The organism is Actinomadura rugatobispora (assembly GCF_055379765.1).
This window is the reverse complement of sequence record NZ_AP029191.1, coordinates 3,126,920-3,141,795: the sequence shown is the minus strand read 5'-3', so window position 1 is coordinate 3,141,795 and position 14,876 is coordinate 3,126,920. Positions and strand designations below refer to the sequence as shown.

The 14,876-nt window shown below is 70.7% G+C and carries 20 protein-coding genes; 12 read left to right on the top strand and 8 right to left on the bottom strand.

Translation table 11 applies throughout. The features are described 5' to 3' along the window. Positions 1-37: 37 nt before the first annotated feature. Positions 38-442, bottom strand: coding sequence for an ATP-binding protein (locus tag ACZ466_RS13135; protein WP_378286343.1), 405 nt, complete (start codon positions 440-442; stop codon positions 38-40). Positions 443-607: 165 nt separating this feature from the next. On the opposite strand from ACZ466_RS13135, the gene ACZ466_RS13130 reads away from it, so the two are divergent. The 5 genes from ACZ466_RS13130 to ACZ466_RS13110 all read left to right on the top strand — a co-directional run bounded on the left by ACZ466_RS13130 (position 608) and on the right by ACZ466_RS13110 (position 3,890). After that, entirely contained in the window at positions 608-1,402 is a 795-nt protein-coding gene (locus ACZ466_RS13130; protein ID WP_378286342.1) for a helix-turn-helix domain-containing protein, read from the top strand. Then, positions 1,339-1,572, top strand: a complete 234-nt coding sequence (locus tag ACZ466_RS13125) for a DUF397 domain-containing protein (protein ID WP_378286341.1) — start codon at positions 1,339-1,341, stop codon at positions 1,570-1,572. Before ACZ466_RS13130 ends, ACZ466_RS13125 begins: the two co-directional genes overlap by 64 nt. 122 nt (positions 1,573-1,694) lie before the next feature. After that, positions 1,695-1,880 (top strand): DUF397 domain-containing protein, encoded by a 186-nt coding sequence (locus ACZ466_RS13120; protein WP_378286340.1) that lies wholly within the window; start codon positions 1,695-1,697, stop codon positions 1,878-1,880. A 169-nt stretch (positions 1,881-2,049) separates the two neighbouring features. Continuing rightward, on the top strand, positions 2,050-2,382 hold the full coding sequence (cutA, locus tag ACZ466_RS13115) for a divalent cation tolerance protein CutA (protein WP_378286339.1): 333 nt from the start codon (positions 2,050-2,052) through the stop codon (positions 2,380-2,382). After that, positions 2,382-3,890, top strand: coding sequence for a hypothetical protein (locus ACZ466_RS13110; protein WP_378286338.1), 1,509 nt, complete (start codon positions 2,382-2,384; stop codon positions 3,888-3,890). Before cutA ends, ACZ466_RS13110 begins: the two co-directional genes overlap by 1 nt. A 1-nt stretch (position 3,891) precedes the next feature. Here the strand turns inward: ACZ466_RS13110 and ACZ466_RS13105 are convergent, their stop codons facing one another. Then, positions 3,892-4,368 carry a MarR family winged helix-turn-helix transcriptional regulator gene (locus ACZ466_RS13105; protein ID WP_378286337.1) on the bottom strand — a complete coding sequence of 159 codons (477 nt, stop codon included), beginning with the start codon at positions 4,366-4,368 and terminating at the stop codon, positions 3,892-3,894. Positions 4,369-4,479: 111 nt separating this feature from the next. Here ACZ466_RS13105 and ACZ466_RS13100 point away from each other — a divergent pair, with 111 nt between their 5' ends. Then, positions 4,480-5,613 (top strand): SGNH/GDSL hydrolase family protein, encoded by a 1,134-nt coding sequence (locus ACZ466_RS13100; RefSeq protein WP_378286336.1) that lies wholly within the window; start codon positions 4,480-4,482, stop codon positions 5,611-5,613. Here ACZ466_RS13100 and ACZ466_RS13095 read toward each other — a convergent pair. Then, positions 5,608-6,168 (bottom strand): GNAT family N-acetyltransferase, encoded by a 561-nt coding sequence (locus ACZ466_RS13095; protein ID WP_378286335.1) that lies wholly within the window; start codon positions 6,166-6,168, stop codon positions 5,608-5,610. The genes ACZ466_RS13100 and ACZ466_RS13095 overlap by 6 nt on opposite strands. Positions 6,169-6,292: 124 nt before the next feature. Here ACZ466_RS13095 and ACZ466_RS13090 point away from each other — a divergent pair, with 124 nt between their 5' ends. Further along, a complete protein-coding gene (locus tag ACZ466_RS13090; RefSeq protein ID WP_378286334.1) occupies positions 6,293-6,445 on the top strand; it encodes a hypothetical protein in 153 nt (50 codons plus the stop codon). A 7-nt stretch (positions 6,446-6,452) separates the two neighbouring features. On the opposite strand, the gene ACZ466_RS13085 is transcribed toward ACZ466_RS13090, so the two are convergent. After that, complete coding sequence (locus tag ACZ466_RS13085) at positions 6,453-7,238, bottom strand: glucose 1-dehydrogenase (RefSeq protein WP_378286333.1); 786 nt, start codon at positions 7,236-7,238, stop codon at positions 6,453-6,455. Positions 7,239-7,346: 108 nt separating this feature from the next. Here ACZ466_RS13085 and ACZ466_RS13080 point away from each other — a divergent pair, with 108 nt between their 5' ends. Further along, on the top strand, positions 7,347-7,994 hold the full coding sequence (locus ACZ466_RS13080; protein ID WP_378286332.1) for a TetR/AcrR family transcriptional regulator: 648 nt from the start codon (positions 7,347-7,349) through the stop codon (positions 7,992-7,994). 50 nt (positions 7,995-8,044) lie between these two features. On the opposite strand, the gene ACZ466_RS13075 is transcribed toward ACZ466_RS13080, so the two are convergent. Both ACZ466_RS13075 and ACZ466_RS13070 read right to left on the bottom strand, forming a co-directional pair. After that, entirely contained in the window at positions 8,045-8,809 is a 765-nt protein-coding gene (locus ACZ466_RS13075) for a peptidoglycan recognition protein family protein (protein WP_378286331.1), read from the bottom strand. Positions 8,810-8,987: 178 nt separating this feature from the next. Then, entirely contained in the window at positions 8,988-9,380 is a 393-nt protein-coding gene (locus ACZ466_RS13070; protein ID WP_378286330.1) for a nuclear transport factor 2 family protein, read from the bottom strand. 69 nt (positions 9,381-9,449) lie between these two features. Between ACZ466_RS13070 and ACZ466_RS13065 the strand changes: the two genes are divergently transcribed. The 4 genes from ACZ466_RS13065 (at position 9,450) to ACZ466_RS13050 (ending at position 13,029) form a co-directional block, all read left to right on the top strand. Continuing rightward, entirely contained in the window at positions 9,450-10,025 is a 576-nt protein-coding gene (locus ACZ466_RS13065; RefSeq protein WP_378286329.1) for a PadR family transcriptional regulator, read from the top strand. Positions 10,026-10,171: 146 nt separating this feature from the next. Next, positions 10,172-10,804 (top strand): helix-turn-helix domain-containing protein, encoded by a 633-nt coding sequence (locus ACZ466_RS13060; protein WP_378286328.1) that lies wholly within the window; start codon positions 10,172-10,174, stop codon positions 10,802-10,804. Positions 10,805-10,977: 173 nt separating this feature from the next. Next, entirely contained in the window at positions 10,978-11,400 is a 423-nt protein-coding gene (locus ACZ466_RS13055; protein WP_378286327.1) for a hypothetical protein, read from the top strand. A gap of 90 nt (positions 11,401-11,490) precedes the next feature. Continuing rightward, on the top strand, positions 11,491-13,029 hold the full coding sequence (locus ACZ466_RS13050; RefSeq protein ID WP_378286326.1) for an FAD-binding oxidoreductase: 1,539 nt from the start codon (positions 11,491-11,493) through the stop codon (positions 13,027-13,029). Here ACZ466_RS13050 and ACZ466_RS13045 read toward each other — a convergent pair. Both ACZ466_RS13045 and ACZ466_RS13040 read right to left on the bottom strand, forming a co-directional pair. Further along, entirely contained in the window at positions 13,016-14,002 is a 987-nt protein-coding gene (locus ACZ466_RS13045; RefSeq protein ID WP_378286325.1) for a LysR family transcriptional regulator, read from the bottom strand. The genes ACZ466_RS13050 and ACZ466_RS13045 overlap by 14 nt on opposite strands. Before the next feature lie 84 nt (positions 14,003-14,086). After that, the gene (locus tag ACZ466_RS13040) at positions 14,087-14,683 is read right to left on the bottom strand and encodes an ArsR/SmtB family transcription factor (RefSeq protein WP_378286324.1); all 597 of its coding nucleotides are present in this window, start codon (positions 14,681-14,683) and stop codon (positions 14,087-14,089) included. Between the last annotated feature and the right edge of the window lie 193 nt (positions 14,684-14,876).

Here is a 14,876-nt window from a genome sequence, read left to right as displayed (position 1 = left end):
GTGACGAGGCTTTGGACGCCCGGCGGCCGAAGGGAGTTCACAGCGGCACGCACTCGATTTCCGCCCAGACGACCTTTCCGCCTTCGCTGAGCGGCCGCACTCCCCACCGGACGACGAGCTGGTCCATGAGCAGAAGCCCCCGCCCGGATTCGGCGGTGTGATTCTCCGGCTGGAGCTCGGGCGATTCCACCCCGCGATCCCACACCTCGATCACCGCGTGCGTCTCGTCCCGCCGGAACACCCGCACCACGACGACGTCGCCTTCCCGCGCCCCGTGGCGGATCGCGTTCGTGGCGAGTTCGGAGACCACGACCCGCGCCACGAAATCCTCGACCCCCCACCCCCCGAACACCAGCGCGACAAAATCCCGCGCCTCCTTCACCGCCTCCGGACACGCCTTGATGACGAGTGTCGGCGGTTCGCATGACGAGCGATTCGGCATCGAGATCACCTTCCGGCGGTCGTGTGCGGCGATGTGAAGTTCCGCACACAATCGTGAGGGTCGAGCACTACGCTCTGTAGCAACCTGACAACTGCGAGGAATCTGGTGCGGACGACGGTCAACATGCTTGGGGGCCGCTTTCGCGCCGGTTGAGGGGAGCCCGGCATGACCCGGCAGAAGCGCGCGAACGTGTCCCCCATGCTGCTGGCCTTCGGGAAGCAGCTGCGCAGGTACCGGGAGGCGAAGGGCCTCTCGCAGGAGGCCGCGGGTCAGCGGGTGCCCGTGACCGGCCAGTACGTGGGGCTCGTAGAGAAGGGCAAGAGCCGCTGCACGCGCGAGTTCGCCGCCACCATGGACCACGAACTGGAGGCGGGCGGCACCCTCCTCGCCCTGTGGGACGACCTCGTCAAGAGTCCGGCCTGGCCGACCTGGTTCGACTGGCACGCGATCGAGGGCGAGGCCCTCATGCTCGTCTCGTACAGCCTGTCTCTGGTGCACGGCCTGTTGCAGACCCCCGAATACGCCGCCGCGATGCTGAAGGGCGACCGGGACGCGGTGGAGGCACGCATGTCCCGGCAACAGATCCTGATGCGTGAGGACCCACCACCTCCGGACTGCGTGTTCCTGATCGACTCGTGCGCCCTCCACCGAGAGGTCGGCTCTCCCGAGATCATGCGAGGCCAGCTCCAGCACCTCATCGCCTTGATCGAAAAGGGCGTCCCCATCCAGGTCGTCCCGTCAGAGGGCACGCACATGGGGAATATGGGTTCGTTCACGCTCGCCACCTTGGAAGACCTGCAAGAGGTCGTGTACGTAGAGACGGCCGCGCGGGGCTTCACTATGGCTGATCCGGAGGATCTTGTAGCCTTTCGAAAGGCTCTCCAGGAGATCCAGGCATGCGCATTGCCTGTGAGGCAATCGATCGACGAGCTTGCGAGGACGGTCGAGAAATGGAAGTAATCAACTGGCGTAAGTCGAGTCACAGCGGCCCCACCGGTGGTGAGTGCGTTGAACTGGCGTCAATGCCCCGCGCCATCGCCATCCGAGACAGCAAGGACCCCGACGGCCCCGTGCTCGCGCTAGACCGGAGCGACTTCGGCGCGTTCCTTGCGCGGGTCAAGCAGCACTAGCCCTCCGTCCAGCACCAGGCCCCGGTCCATTGGTCCGGGGCTTTGTGTATGTCGCGTGTGGCAGTAAGGACCAGCGTGCGGGGGCATTGCCGTATGAGGGCGGTGCGGAGATCGTTGGGGGCATGGAGTTGAGCGCGGTCACGTGGCGGAAGTCGAGCCAGAGCACCTCAACTGGCGGTGAGTGCGTTGAGGTCGGAGACCTTCACGGAGCGATCGCCGTGCGGGACAGCAAGGATCCTGACGGTCCCGTGCTCGCGGTAGATCGGGATGTCTTCGGCGGGTTCCTTGCGCGGGTCAAGCAGCGCTAGCCCCGTCCAGCGCCAGGCCGCTTAGCGCGACTACCTCGCCCCCGATACGCCGCGACACCACAACAATCCCTTCCCGCTGAACGGCGCTGGGCCTTTGGCGTCCAGAAGCCTCAGGGAAGTTCACACCGGTACACACCCGATGTTCACGGGACGATCTAGGCTGTGGCCCGTGATCGATCTCATCGAGCCGTATCGGGACGCGGCCTCCCGCCCGGTCGAAGTCCGCGTCCGGGTCGGTTACGAGCACTACGCCAAACAGCTCGTCCGGTTCGTTCTGGAGCGGGAACTGGCCGACGACGTCACGATGTGGCTCGCGGCGACCCCCTTCCTGAAGGGGGAGCGGGTCAAGACCGGGGACGCCGGCTACGCGGTGGTCCTGCGGACGACCGAGGACCGGATGGGAGCGATCGTCGAAGGCGTCCGTTCCCTGCACGCGGACGCGCGGCCCGAGATCGTGGCCGTCCCCGTGCTGGCGGTGTGGAGCACCAGGGCGAACGGGTGATGGACGAACAGCTCAAGCAGCCGGGCGCCTCGCCCGCGGTGGTCGTCCGGCGGCTCGGGTGGAGGCCCGTGCGCGGGCTCGTGATCGCGCTCGGGCTGCTGGGCGGGGTGATGGTGGCGCTCAGCGGGGTCTCGCCAGGTTTCCCGGTGGTTGCGCTGGTGGCGCTGGTCGCCGTCGGTTTCCTGGTCGCGGTGACGGTGCGGGCGCGTACCGAGATCGGGCCGGACGGCATCCGCAACCGCCCCTTCCGTAAGGAGGTCTTCATCCCCTGGGACGACATCACCGATGTCGTGGGGACGGAGAGCACGCCCAGGATCATTACGGTCGTGCGGGCCGGGAAGGAGCCGGTGACGCTGGCCGCGGTCCGTGATGACGGGTCCGCGCCGGACGGTATCGGCTTCGACGACCTGGTCGCGCTGATACGCGAGCGGGCGCGGGGTGGCGAGCCGGAGGATGCGCGCGAGCCCGCGCCGCCCGCGCGGCCGCTGTCGCTTCGCCCGTCGCGGAAGCCGCTGATCTGGCTGCTGCCGGTGTTCGCGGTGCTCGCCTGGCAGTTCACGAGGTCCTTCGGCGGCTCGACCTTCTCGTTCGCCTTCGGGTACCTCATCGCGGTGCCGTTCGTGCAGGCGCTGCTGATCCTCAAACTCCTGCGCGGGTCCACCAAGGCCGACGAGTCCGGGCTTCGCAACCGCCTGATCCTCAGGACCAGGACGGTGGCGTGGGGTGATGTCGTCCGGTTCTCGGTGATGCCCACGCTGTTCGGCCGGATCGTCCAGGTGGAGGTCAGGGAAGGGAAGGGGTTCTTCCTGGCGGCGCCCCGTGAGGGGCTGCTCGGCCGCGACCGCGGGATGGACGCCGCCCTTGAGACGATGCGGGCGCTGGCGGGGCATGGGCGGCTGACGGTCGTCCCGAATCCGGTGCGGGCGGTCCGCACCGCGCTGTGGGTGGCGGTCGTGTTCGCGCTGTGCGTCGCCGCGGCCATCGGCAGGCCGTGGCTGGAGCCCTGGTTCCCGGGACGGGACGAGGCCGACACGATCCCGCGCGCCTGCTCCGTCATCGACCCCGCGACCCGGCAGCGCATGCTGCCCGGCCCCGCCGTCCAGAACAGCTCGGCCACGAACGACACCTTCTCGGACTACTCCTACTCGGCGGTCTCCCGCTGCCTCCGCGCCGACGATGACGGCAACACGCTGCTGCTGGACCTCGACCTGTCGGGCAGGGGCGCCTTCGAGAGCGCGACGGGCAGGGCCCGCGAGGATATGGCCATGGAGCGGGGGTTCCTGGAGCGGGTTCCGGCCGGGCAGCCCCGTCCGGCGGCCGTGCCCGGGCTCGGCGACGAGGCGTGGCGGACGGTGTCGACCGAGGACGGGGAGACCGAGGTCGATCTCCTCGTCCGGCACGCCAATGTGGTGATCAAGGTGGACTACGAGGCCGCACGCCCCGCCGCGCAGGTGGAGGCCGACGCGATCGCGCTGGTCCGCGCGACGATCGCGCGGATCGGCACCTGACTCACCGGCCCTCGGAGGTGTGGGCGGTGGCCTCGGGGTTGACCGCGTCGCGGAGTACGCGGAGACCTGCGAGGAAGGTTTCGAGTTGCTCGGGGGAGAACGGGCCGGCGAACCAGCGGTCGATGACGGCGAGGTAGTCGGGCAGGGTCTGCTCCAGCCGTTGCGCGCCTTCGGGGGTGAGGGCCGCGTAGGTGGTGCGCCGGTCGTCGGGTGAGGCCTCGCGTCGGACGAGGCCAGCGCGCTCCAGGCGGTCCACCAGCCGGGTCACACCGCTGGTGGACAGCGAGGTCTGGGCGGCCAGGTCGCTCATGCGCATCCGCCGCCCGTGCGAGCGGCTCAGCCGCGTCAGGGCGTTGAGGTCGAGCCCGGACACGCCGTGGGCCTTCAGGACGGGCTGCAGCTTGGCCAGCAGCCCCTCATGCGCCTCGAAGAGCAGGCCCGACATCGTGAGGCGGGGGTCGGCGAACAGGTCGGTCACCCCCTCACCCTACCCGCATTATTTGCGAGGCGGATAGTTGACATGAGGAATATTGTGTGAGCAGTATCAGGGTACCAGATATTCCTCGCGTCAACTAATGGGAGTGAGACGATGACGGAGCGATGGGCGGCGGGCTTCCGCAGCGCGGTGATCAGCCCGTACGAAAAGATCAAGCTCAGCGAGCCGCGGGGGTTCGCCGGTCAGACGGTCCGGCAGGTGCTGCGACCGGCCGGCGGCGGCGAGCGGCTGCGCGTCCGGCTGACCAACCTGTACGGGCGGGAGCCGCTGACGATCGGCGCGGCCCGGATCGCGGTGGGCAAGGCAGGCGATGAGATCGTCCCGGAGACCGACACCGCGCTGCGGTTCGCGGGCTCCGAGCAGGTGACGATCCCGGCGGGCGGCGAGCTGGACAGCGACCCGGTCGACCTGGCCGTGGCGGCGGGCACCGACCTGGCGCTGAGCCTTTACCTGCCGCATGAGACCGGCCTGGCGACCTACTCACACATGCCGATGCGGACCGCCTACGTGGCGGACGGGAACCTCGCGTCCGCCACCGGGCTGCCCGGGGCCGAGCGCGTCGAGGCGAGGTTCTACGTGACGGGGATCGACGTGCTCGCGCCGGAGGGGTCCGCGGTCGCCGTCGCGTTCGGGGACTCGTGGTTCGAGGGCGTCGGCAGCACCATGGACGCCGACCGCCGCTCGGTCGACGCGCTCAACGAACGGCTCGACCGCGGCTGGGTCGTCAACCAGGGGATCGCCGGGAACCGGCTGCTGACCGACGAGATCGGCCGGCACGCCCTGGCGCGCTTCGACCGGGACGTCCTGGCGGTGCCCGGCGCGACGCACGTACTGGTCCACTTCGGCATCAACGACCTCGGGCTGCCCGGCATGGCGGGCCTGCCGCCCGCGACGGCCGAGCAGCTCATCGACGGCTTCACCGAGCTGGCCCGGCGCGCGCACGAGGCGGGCCTGACGATCCTCGCCGGCACCATCGGCCCGTACGGCGGCGCCGTCTACCCCGGGGTCAGCACCCCCGAAGGGCTCGCCGTCCGGCGCCGCGTGAACGAGTGGATCCGCACCGGCGGCCCCTTCGACGCGGTCTTCGACGTCGCGCGGGCGGTGGAGAACCCCGACGACCCCGACTTCATCCGGCCCGAGTTCGACAGCGGCGACGGCATGCACCTCAACGACGCCGGCGCCCGCGCCATGGCCGAATCCGTCGACCTCCGGGCGCTCGCCCTATAGCCGCGCCCGCCACTCGTCTTCGAGCATCGCGTAGACGACCTCGTCCGCCCATTCGCCCTTGACGATCTGGTTCTGCCTCAGGTGCGCCTCACGGCGCATGCCGAGCCGCTCCAGAACTCGGGCGGACGCGGCGTTGCGCCCATTGAGGCGGCCGACGATGCGGTGCAGCCCGAGTTCCTCGAATCCCAGCCGCATCATCACCCGGGCCGCCTCGGTGGCGTATCCCTGACCGCCGTGGTCCGGATGGAAGATGTAGCCGATCTCGCCCTGCCGGTGCTCGCGGCTCGTCCACGTGAGCATGAGGTCCCCGATCACCCTGCGGGAATCCCGCAGGGTCACCGCCAGGGTGAGGGTGTCGCCTTCGGCCTCCAGCCCCGTCGACCGGATCCGCTCCTCCAGCGACCCCCGCACCTGATCGCGGTCGCGGACGTCGAACAGGAGGTAGCGCGTCACCTCGGGCCGGGACTGGATGTCGTACAGATCATCGAGGTCGCTCTCGTCGTAGGGCCGGAGCGTGAGGCGGGCGGACTCGATCGGGTAGCCGGGTCTCAGCATCGGGCGATCATAAAGGTCGCGGGCTCGGCCAGGACTGCGTGGACAACGAGCAGTGGCGGGACGCATAGGGAATCAATCACCGCAAACCGGGTACCACGCCGTCGCACACGGTGGAGGTGGCAGCATGCGACTGTTCAGGCGGAAGGCGACGACGGGTCGGCGGCCCACGCGGCGTGAGCGCAGGGCGGCGGCTCGCACGGCCAGGGCGGAACGGGAGTTGCGGCAGACCGAGCAGAAGATCCACGACCTCGCCGCGGAGGTCCGCGGCCGCCGCTGAGCGGCGGTCAGGCAGCGGTCGGCTCGGGCTGGAGGGCGGGGCCGAGCAGCAGCCCGCCGTCCAGGACGTACTCCGAGCCGGTGGCGAACGACGCGTCGGCGGAGGTGAGGAACAGCAGCAGGCGGGTGACGTCCTCCGGCTCGGCCAGCCGCGGGACGGCGAACGGCTCGGGCGAGTAGAAGTCGCCGATGGCGGGTGCGCCCGGCGCGGCCGGCTCGTTGATCAGCGGGGTGGAGACGACCCCGGGGTGGATCGCGTTGACCCGGATGCCGTCGCGGCCCAGTTCCAGTGCGGCGCTCCGGGTGAGACCGCGCACCGCCCACTTGCTGGCGACGTAGGGGGCGTACAGCGCGGTTCCGCCGTGGGCCATGGTGGAGCCGATGTTGACGATCACCCCGCCGCCGCCCGCGCGCATGGACGGCGCCACGGCCCTGATGCCGAGGAACTGGCCGGTGACGTTCACGGCGAACGTGCGGTCCCAGGTGTCGCGGCCGGTGTCCTCGGCGAGGGCGGCGGCGTTCTGGATCCCGGCGTTGTTGACCAGGATCGAGACCGGTCCGAAGCGGTTCTCGGTCTCCTGGACGGCGGCGGCCCACTGGTCCTCGTCGGTGACGTCCAGGTGGACGTGCAGCGCGCGGTCGCCCAGTTCGGCCGCGAGGGCGCGGCCGCGGTCGTCCGCGAGGGCGGCGATGACGACGCCGGCGCCCTCCCGGTGGTAGGCGCGGACGTGGGCGGCGCCCATGCCGCCGGTGCCGCCGGTGACGATCACGGTCTGGCCGTCGAAGCGTCCCATGAGGTGGTCCCTTCCCCGAGGTGAGTGGTGAGTCGAGTGGCTCACCTCGGGGAAGGGTAGGCGGCGTCGCGGTGGCGAGTCAAGTGACTCACCTCGCCATCGGGCATAATGGGCCGCGTGACGACCGAGCCCTCGGCCTACCACCGCCGCATGGCGGAGCAGAAGCGGAGCGCCATCATCGACGCCGCGACCGGCCTGTTCCTGGATTCGGGCTACGACGGGACGTCGCTGGCGCGGATCGCCGAGGCCGCCGGAGTGTCCAGGGCCACCCTGTTCAAGCAGTTCCCCACCAAGGCGGCCCTGTTCGACGCGATCGTCACCGAGTACTGGAAGGTCGAGGGCGAAGGCGGCCTCGACCTGCGGCCGGGCGACCTGCGCGCCGGGCTGACCGCGGTCGGGCGCCGGTACGTGGCCCTGCTGACCCGTCCCCGGATGGTGGCCCTGTTCCGCATCGTCATCGCCGAGGCGCCGCGCTTCCCCGAGCTCGGGCAGACCCAGTTCAAGCGGGGGAAGATGCCGTACTTCACTTCGGTCCGGCGCTACCTGGAGGCCGAGCACGAGGCCGGGACCGTTCGGCTCGACGACCCCGAGCTCGCGACCACCCAGTTCCTCGGCATGATCGCCGACTATGTCTTCTGGCCGCGGATGCTCCTGGTGGACTGGTCGCCGGACGAGGCGTCCATGGCGCGCGCCGTGGACGAGGCCGTCCTCACCATCGAGGCCAGGTACGCGACGTCCTCGGCCCGTCCCGCGTAGTCACGGCGGTGGGGCGGCCCGCTTCGGCGTGAAGCGGGCCGCCCCACCGGTCAGCGGGTGGGGTCGCCCGGGCCGAGGGCGGGGCCGTGGTCGAAGGTGTGGCGCGGCCCGGGGTACGGCGCCGGCGCCGGGGTGGTGGTGCGGCGGGTCTGGGCCGTGCCGAGCAGGCCGGCGACCTGGTTGCGGAGGTCGGGGAGCCTGGCGTACAGGCGGTCGCCGGGGCAGGCCGTGGCGTTGTAGTCGCGGTGGCCGACGATCGCGCCGTGGGGGTCGAGGCCGTAGACGTCGCACAGCCACGCGCATGTCTCGACCAGCTTGGCCCAGAGCGCGGCCGTGGGCCCCACCGTCATGTAGAGGCCCTCGTTCTCGATGCCGATCGTGTGGTCGTTGTGGCTCGCGGTGTGCGCGCCGACGACGTGGTCGCCCGCCTGGATCGCCTGGAGGCTGCGGTTGCGGCCCTCCATCAGGTGGCCGCCGCGGCTGATGGTGAGCTGCTGCCCGGTGTCGGCCCAGCCGTTGGAGTCCATGTGGAAGTTCTGGATCGAGCGGGACAGCGCGTACGCGGCGGCCAGCGAGTAGTCGGTCTGGTTCGCCGACGCGGTGTGGTGGACGACGATGTGGTCGGGGGCGCGGTCGAGCACGCTCGCCGCGGACTTGGGCGGGCGCGCGTTCCATTGGGAGCGGGTGTGGACGGTCGGCGCCGCGAGCGCGGAGGCGGGGAGCGCGGTGGCGGTGACGCCGAGCATCGTGCCGCCGGCGACGGTCGCGGCGCCGCGCAGCAGGGTCCGGCGGTCGAGGGGGCTGTCTCCGAACATGAGCGGGAGCTCCTTGCAGGGGTAGCGATCGGTCGACAGGGATCTCGCGCCGGACCGTATTAGAGAAGCTCCGTGAGAAATAGCCACCCATGGGGTTTTTGGGGTATCTGATGCATGAACGGTCTGGGATTTGTCGGTGTCTGCCCGTATCGATCCCGGTGCCGTGCCGTTCGCCCGGTCAGACCAGGCCGGTCTCGCGGCCGATCCGCGCGAACTGCTTCCCCATCTCCTCGGCGAGCGCGTTGGCGGCCGACAGCGGGCGCACCATGACGCAGAACTCGTCGATCAGCCCGTCGTCGTCGTGGTGGACGAAGTCGCAGCCGTGGATCTCGCGGTCGCCGACCCGGGCCCGGAAGACCAGCGCGTGGTCGCGGCCCCCGGGCTCGCCGATCTCGTTGACGTAGCGGAAGTCCTCGAAGACGTGGAAGGCGCCGCGCAGGATCTCGGCGACCAGCGACCGCCCGCTGTAGGGCGCGAACGCCACCGGGCTGACGAAGGTGACGTTCTCGGCCAGCAGTCCGGGCACGGACTCCAGGTCCTCGTTCTCGACGGCCTGGCGGAACGGATGCATCCGGCTTACCTTCCTACTCAACTTGTTGAATAGGTGTGTACGTTAATAGGGCGCTGGTACGTTGTCCAGGTGGCCCTGAGGTACGCGGTGCTCGCGGCGCTCCTGGAAGGGGAGGCGTCCGGCTACGAGCTGGCCAAGCGGTTCGACGCCTCGGTGGCCAACTTCTGGACGGCGACGCCGCAGCAGCTCTACCGCGAGCTCGACCGCCTGGCGGGCGAGGGGCTGCTGGCCGCGCGGGTCGTGGAGCAGCGGCGCCGTCCCAACAAGCGGATGTTCCAGGTCACCGAGGCCGGGCGCCGGGCGCTGCACGAGTTCACGGCCGCGCCGGTGCGGCCGGTGGCCGTCCGCGACGACCTGCTGGTGAAGGTGCAGTCGGCGGACGCGGGGGACGTCGCCGCGGTGATGGCGGCCGTCCAGGAGCGGATGGCCTGGTCGCGGGCGAAGCTCGCCCGGTACGACCGGCTGCGCGCGCGCATCCTCGGCGGCCGTGACGAGGAGGAGTACCTGCGCACGGCCGAGAGGGTCGGCCCGTACCTCACTCTCATGCGCGGCCGTGCGCTGGAACGGGAGAACCTGCGCTGGGGCGAGGCGGTGCTCGCCACCCTCGCCGAACGCGCGGCGGTCAGGGACACCGGCGGCCGTTAGATCCGGATGCCCTGATCCACGACCGACCGGAACTCGGTGGTCACGGCGGAGGGGGACCGAAGGCGTCCGTCGTGCGCTGAAGATCGTTGCGTGGTCGGAGGGTTCGGCCCTGCCCGTGCGGGGGTGGTTTCTGGCATTGTTGATTCGTGGACCCGACAACAGAGAACCGGCACGAACTCGGCGTCCGCGTGCGGCAGAGGCGGCTGCGCTTGGGCCTCAGCATCGGCAAGGCCGCCAAGGAGGCGCCGATGAGCCCCACGACCTGGAGCAGGGTGGAGCACGGCGGCACGGTGCGCGAACTGGCCTACAGCTCTATCGACGCGGTGCTCAAGTGGCGCGAGGGCGCGTGCGAGAGGTACCTGCGCGATGGCGAGGAGCCGGAGGCCGCGGAGGCCGCCGAGACCGGGGCCGCCGGGGGTGAGGTGTCCCCGCGGCAGAAGCCGGGCGGGGCGCCGCCGGCCCGCGCGACCGCTGCCAAGGGCGGTCCGCACAAGCTCCCGGGGCGGCGGGCCGGGGCCTCGCTGTCCGTGAGCGAGATCCGCGAATGGCGCACCGTGCCGACGTCCGTTCCCGACTCCGAAGAGACGACGATCGTGTTCTGGAGCGGTCCGGCGAACGTGGACATGGACGAGGTCGGCCGTGCGTTCGACGAGCTGCGCCACCGCCGGACGCCCGCCAGGGAGGCCGCGGCGATCGCCGAGCAGGACCGGTGGGAGGCGATCATCGCACGCGAGAAGGCCGACGCGGCCCGTGCCGCGAACGGTGATAGGGAAGAATAGAAGCGGATGGCCCGGGCGCTGAATACGTGCCACCCGTTGCCGACCATCCGGTGTTCACCGACAATATGGGGTCAGTCCTGAACAGGTGCAACCTGGCGAAGTAACCTCTGATCCACGGGAATCCCGTGTCGAGGTGCCGGCTCCCAGGGGAACAGCACGCGAGGAGACAGTCGATGACGAAGGGGTCGTACGATTCCACGCCCGCGCGGTTCCGCATGGTGCCGATCCGCGAGCGGCTGCCGATGGGGCAGCTCATGGCCCAGACCTTCCGGTCGGACGGGGTGATCTTCGTTCACGTCAGTCCCGAGGTCCGCACCATCGAGGATCTGTGCAAGGTCTTCACCGAGATCGGCACCAAGGCGATGAACAGCCCCTTCTGGTCGCACGCGAGTGCCCGCGGTTGGCTGTCCAACGAATTCATCGCCAATCGGAACCTGCCCGAGCCGGTGGTCTACCACGAGCTGAGCGGCCCCGCCATCGTCGAGATCCGTTCCGACCTCAGCGTGGACGAAGCGCTCGCGCGGCTGATGCCGCTGTTCAACGACGAGATCAACAAGCGCTGGAAGCTGTCCCTGTCCGACGGGCAGGTCGCATAACGCGCGTAACGGCCGACGCATCCCTTACCCCGCCGCCAACCCTTCGTATTTGATCGCTTGCGCTGGGTCGGCAGGGGGAGGGATAGCCGCATGACCGACGCTCCCGCTCCGCCCTCCACGAAAGTCACCCCCGACGACAAGCGCTATCCCGCGCTCAGCCGCGGCTTCAACCAGCGGTGGATCGCGCGGCCCGAGTACGTGCGGCTGGTCCGCACCGGCCAGGAGGTCTGCGCGGCGCTCGCCGAGGCGCTGGCGGGCCGTCCCGAGGACGACCCGAAGCGGATCACGGTCCGCTCCGGCGGCCACTGCTACGAGGACTTCGTCTGCGGCGACGACGTGCGCGTGATCCTGGACATCAGCCCGATGTGCGGGATCTCCTACGACGCCGCCATGGGCGCCTACTGCGTCGAGGCGGGCGCGACGAACTGGCATGTCTACAGCCATCTCTACCCGCTCAGCGGCCGGGCCCTGCCGGGCGGCTCCTGCTACTCGGTGGGTCTGGGCGGCCACATCACCGGCGGCGGTTTCGGGCTGCTCTCCCGGCAGCACGGGCTGACGGTCGACTACCTCTACGCCGTGGAGGTGGCGGTGGTCGACGGGAACCGCCAGGTCAAGCTGGTCACCGCCAAACGCGACGACGACGACGAGGACCTCCGCGACCTGCTCTGGGCCCACACGGGAGGCGGCGGGGGCAACTTCGGCGTCGTCACGCGGTTCTGGTTCCGCGACCTTCCCGAGCCGCCGAAACAGGTGCTGCTGGCCGGTCTCGCCTGGGACTGGGACGACTTCACCAAGCAGGACTTCGCCGACCTGGTCACCGCGTACGGCGACTACTTCCGCGAGCACCAGGACCCGGGGACGGCCGCCGGCAAGCTCTTCGCGATGCTGAAGCTCAACCACGTCAGCAACGGCCAGATCGGGCTGCTGGCGCAGGTCGACGTCGACGACCTGGAGGGCGCGGAGGCCATGAAGGACTTCCTGGACGCGGTCGACGGCCGGATCGGCCCGAAGTCCAGGGCGATGACGGCCCCGATGGGCGAGCATCCGGCCATCGCCCACCTGGACATCCCGCGGGTCATGCCCTGGCTGACCGCCACCCAGGCGCTGAACGCCAGCGGCGAGAACCGCTGCGGCAAGTACAAGTCGGCGTACCTGCGCAAGCCGTTCACCGAGAAGCAGATCGACGCGATGTGGGCCTATCTGGGGAAGGAGAAGTACCGGGACTACGTGAACAAGCAGGCCCTCATCCAGGTGGACTCCTACGGCGGTGCCGTCAACAGGGCGCCGCGCCCGACCGCCGTGCCGCAGCGCGACTCCATCCTCAAGCTCCAGTTCCAGGTCTACTGGACCCAGCACGACGCCTACGAGGACGAGCACATCGCCTGGATCCGCGACATCTACAAGGGGACGTTCGCCGAGACCAAGGGTGTCCCGACGATCGACGGGCAGACCGACGGCTGCTACATCTGCTACCCCGACGCCGACCTGAACGACCCCGAGTGGAACGGGTCGGGCCAGAAGTACTGGACGCTGTACTACAAGGGGGCGTACGGCAGGCTCCAGGCCGTCAAGCGGCGCTGGGACCCGCACGACGTCTTCCGGCACCGCCAGTCCGTCAGGCCGTTCTGACCTGGGCCCGGTCCGGGCCGTCCGCCCATTCCACGGGGGCGCCGTCCAGCCACTCCACGGCGGCGGGGGCGCGGCCGGCCCGTCCGGCGATCCGCAGCAGCGCCTCGGCCTGGGCGGACGGCGCGCAGCTGCGCCGCCACACCGCGCGCAGCCGCCGGTCGAGGTCGACGCCGGTCACCGGGACGCGGGCGAGCCGTCCGGTGGCCAGTTCCCGCCGGACGGCCAGGGCGCTGAGCACGGCGACGCCCGCGCCGGCGGCCACCGCGTCCTTGATCGCCGCGGTGGAGGACAGCTCCAGGTGGCCGCCGCCGTCCCGCAGCTCGCGGACGCCCCGGTGCAGGGCCTCGCGGGGGCCCGAGCCGCGCTCGCGCAGGACGAGCCGTCCGGACGCGAGCTGGGCGCCGGTCACCGGGGCGCCGGCGCGGGCCCACGGATGGCCGGGGGAGGCCACCACGACCAGTTCGTCGTCGGCGATCACCCGGTCGCGCAGGTCGGGGTGCGCCGACGGGTCCTCGACGAAGCCCAGGTCGACCTCTTCGTCCCGGAGCAGCCGTTCGACGTCGTGCGAGGTCTCCGTGCGCAGCGCGACGGTCAGGTCGGGCAGCTCGCGGCGCAGCTCGACCAGCCAGCGGGGCATGAGGAACTCGGCCACCGTCGTGCTGGCGGCGATCCGGAGCCGGCCGTCGCCGGCGGCGCACAGCACGGCGGCGCCGGTCAGCAGGCGCCCGGTCGCGGCGACGACGTCGCGGGCCCATTCGGCCACGCCGGCGCCCGCGGGGGTCAGCCGGCAGCCCGTTGGGGAACGTTCCAAAAGCACCAGTCCGAGACGGCTCTCGAGCGTCCGCATGCGGTCGTTCGCCGAGGGCTGGGAGATTCCGTGCTCGCGGGCGGCACGGCCCAGGCTGCCCAGCCGCTCGACCGAGAGCAGCAGGTCGAGGTCGGCGAGTTCGGGGGTGGTGGGGGGGAGAGGCACCCGTCCACAGTGCCATGCCCGCAGGTAGAACGTCTATGGCCGTTCGGGCAGCGCCGTGTGGCGGCAGGGTGATCCGGGTGACGGTCAGTCCTCGTCGGCGGGGAGGGTGAAGAGGCGCAGGTGGACGGGACGGGCGTCCGGCGGCGCGTCCTCGGGGCCGAAGCCGTGCTCGCGCAGGAGCCGGAGGTAGCCCTCGAAGAACTCCGCCAGGCCCTCCCGGGTCATGTGGGTGAAGCCGCGGGAGAGGCGCGCCCACTCCCGGTCCCGCTCGTACTCCTCGGGCAGCCGGCTGAGCAGGGCCATGTCCTCGGCGTGCCCCAGCCGCAGGACCTCGGCGAGGACGGGACGGTCCGCGGCGGCCAGCGACCCGGCCGCGGGCATCCGGACGTCGCGCGGCCCGCGGGTGGGCCGCCACCAGCGCTCGCGCCCGGCCGAGCGCTCCGGGATCTCCTCGACGAACCCGTACTTCTCCAGCTGCCGCAGGTGGTAGCTGGTCGTGCCGGTGTTCTCGCCCAGGGCCTCGCCGATGGTGGTGGACGTGGCGGGGCCGTGCGCGGCCAGGCGCCGCAGGATCTTCCGGCGCAGCGGATGGCTCAGCGCCTTGAGCCGCTCCGGATCGGCCGTCTCGGCGGCGCCGGCGGCGGCGTCGGCGCCCTCACCCTCGCGTTCCCCGGGCTCCATGGGGGGAGTCTAGCCCTGTGCAGAGAACTCTCTGCAATAGGCGCGGCGCGATGGGCGAGATCGGGGCGGATTCGGGTGGGTTGCCCAGTACGGCGGGAACCTTGGTGATCTCGTTGCCTTAGGCGAGCGATCTGCGGGGATCGTGATCAATGTCGATGACCTTGGGAAAGGTCCGAACCACGCAGAAAGGAAC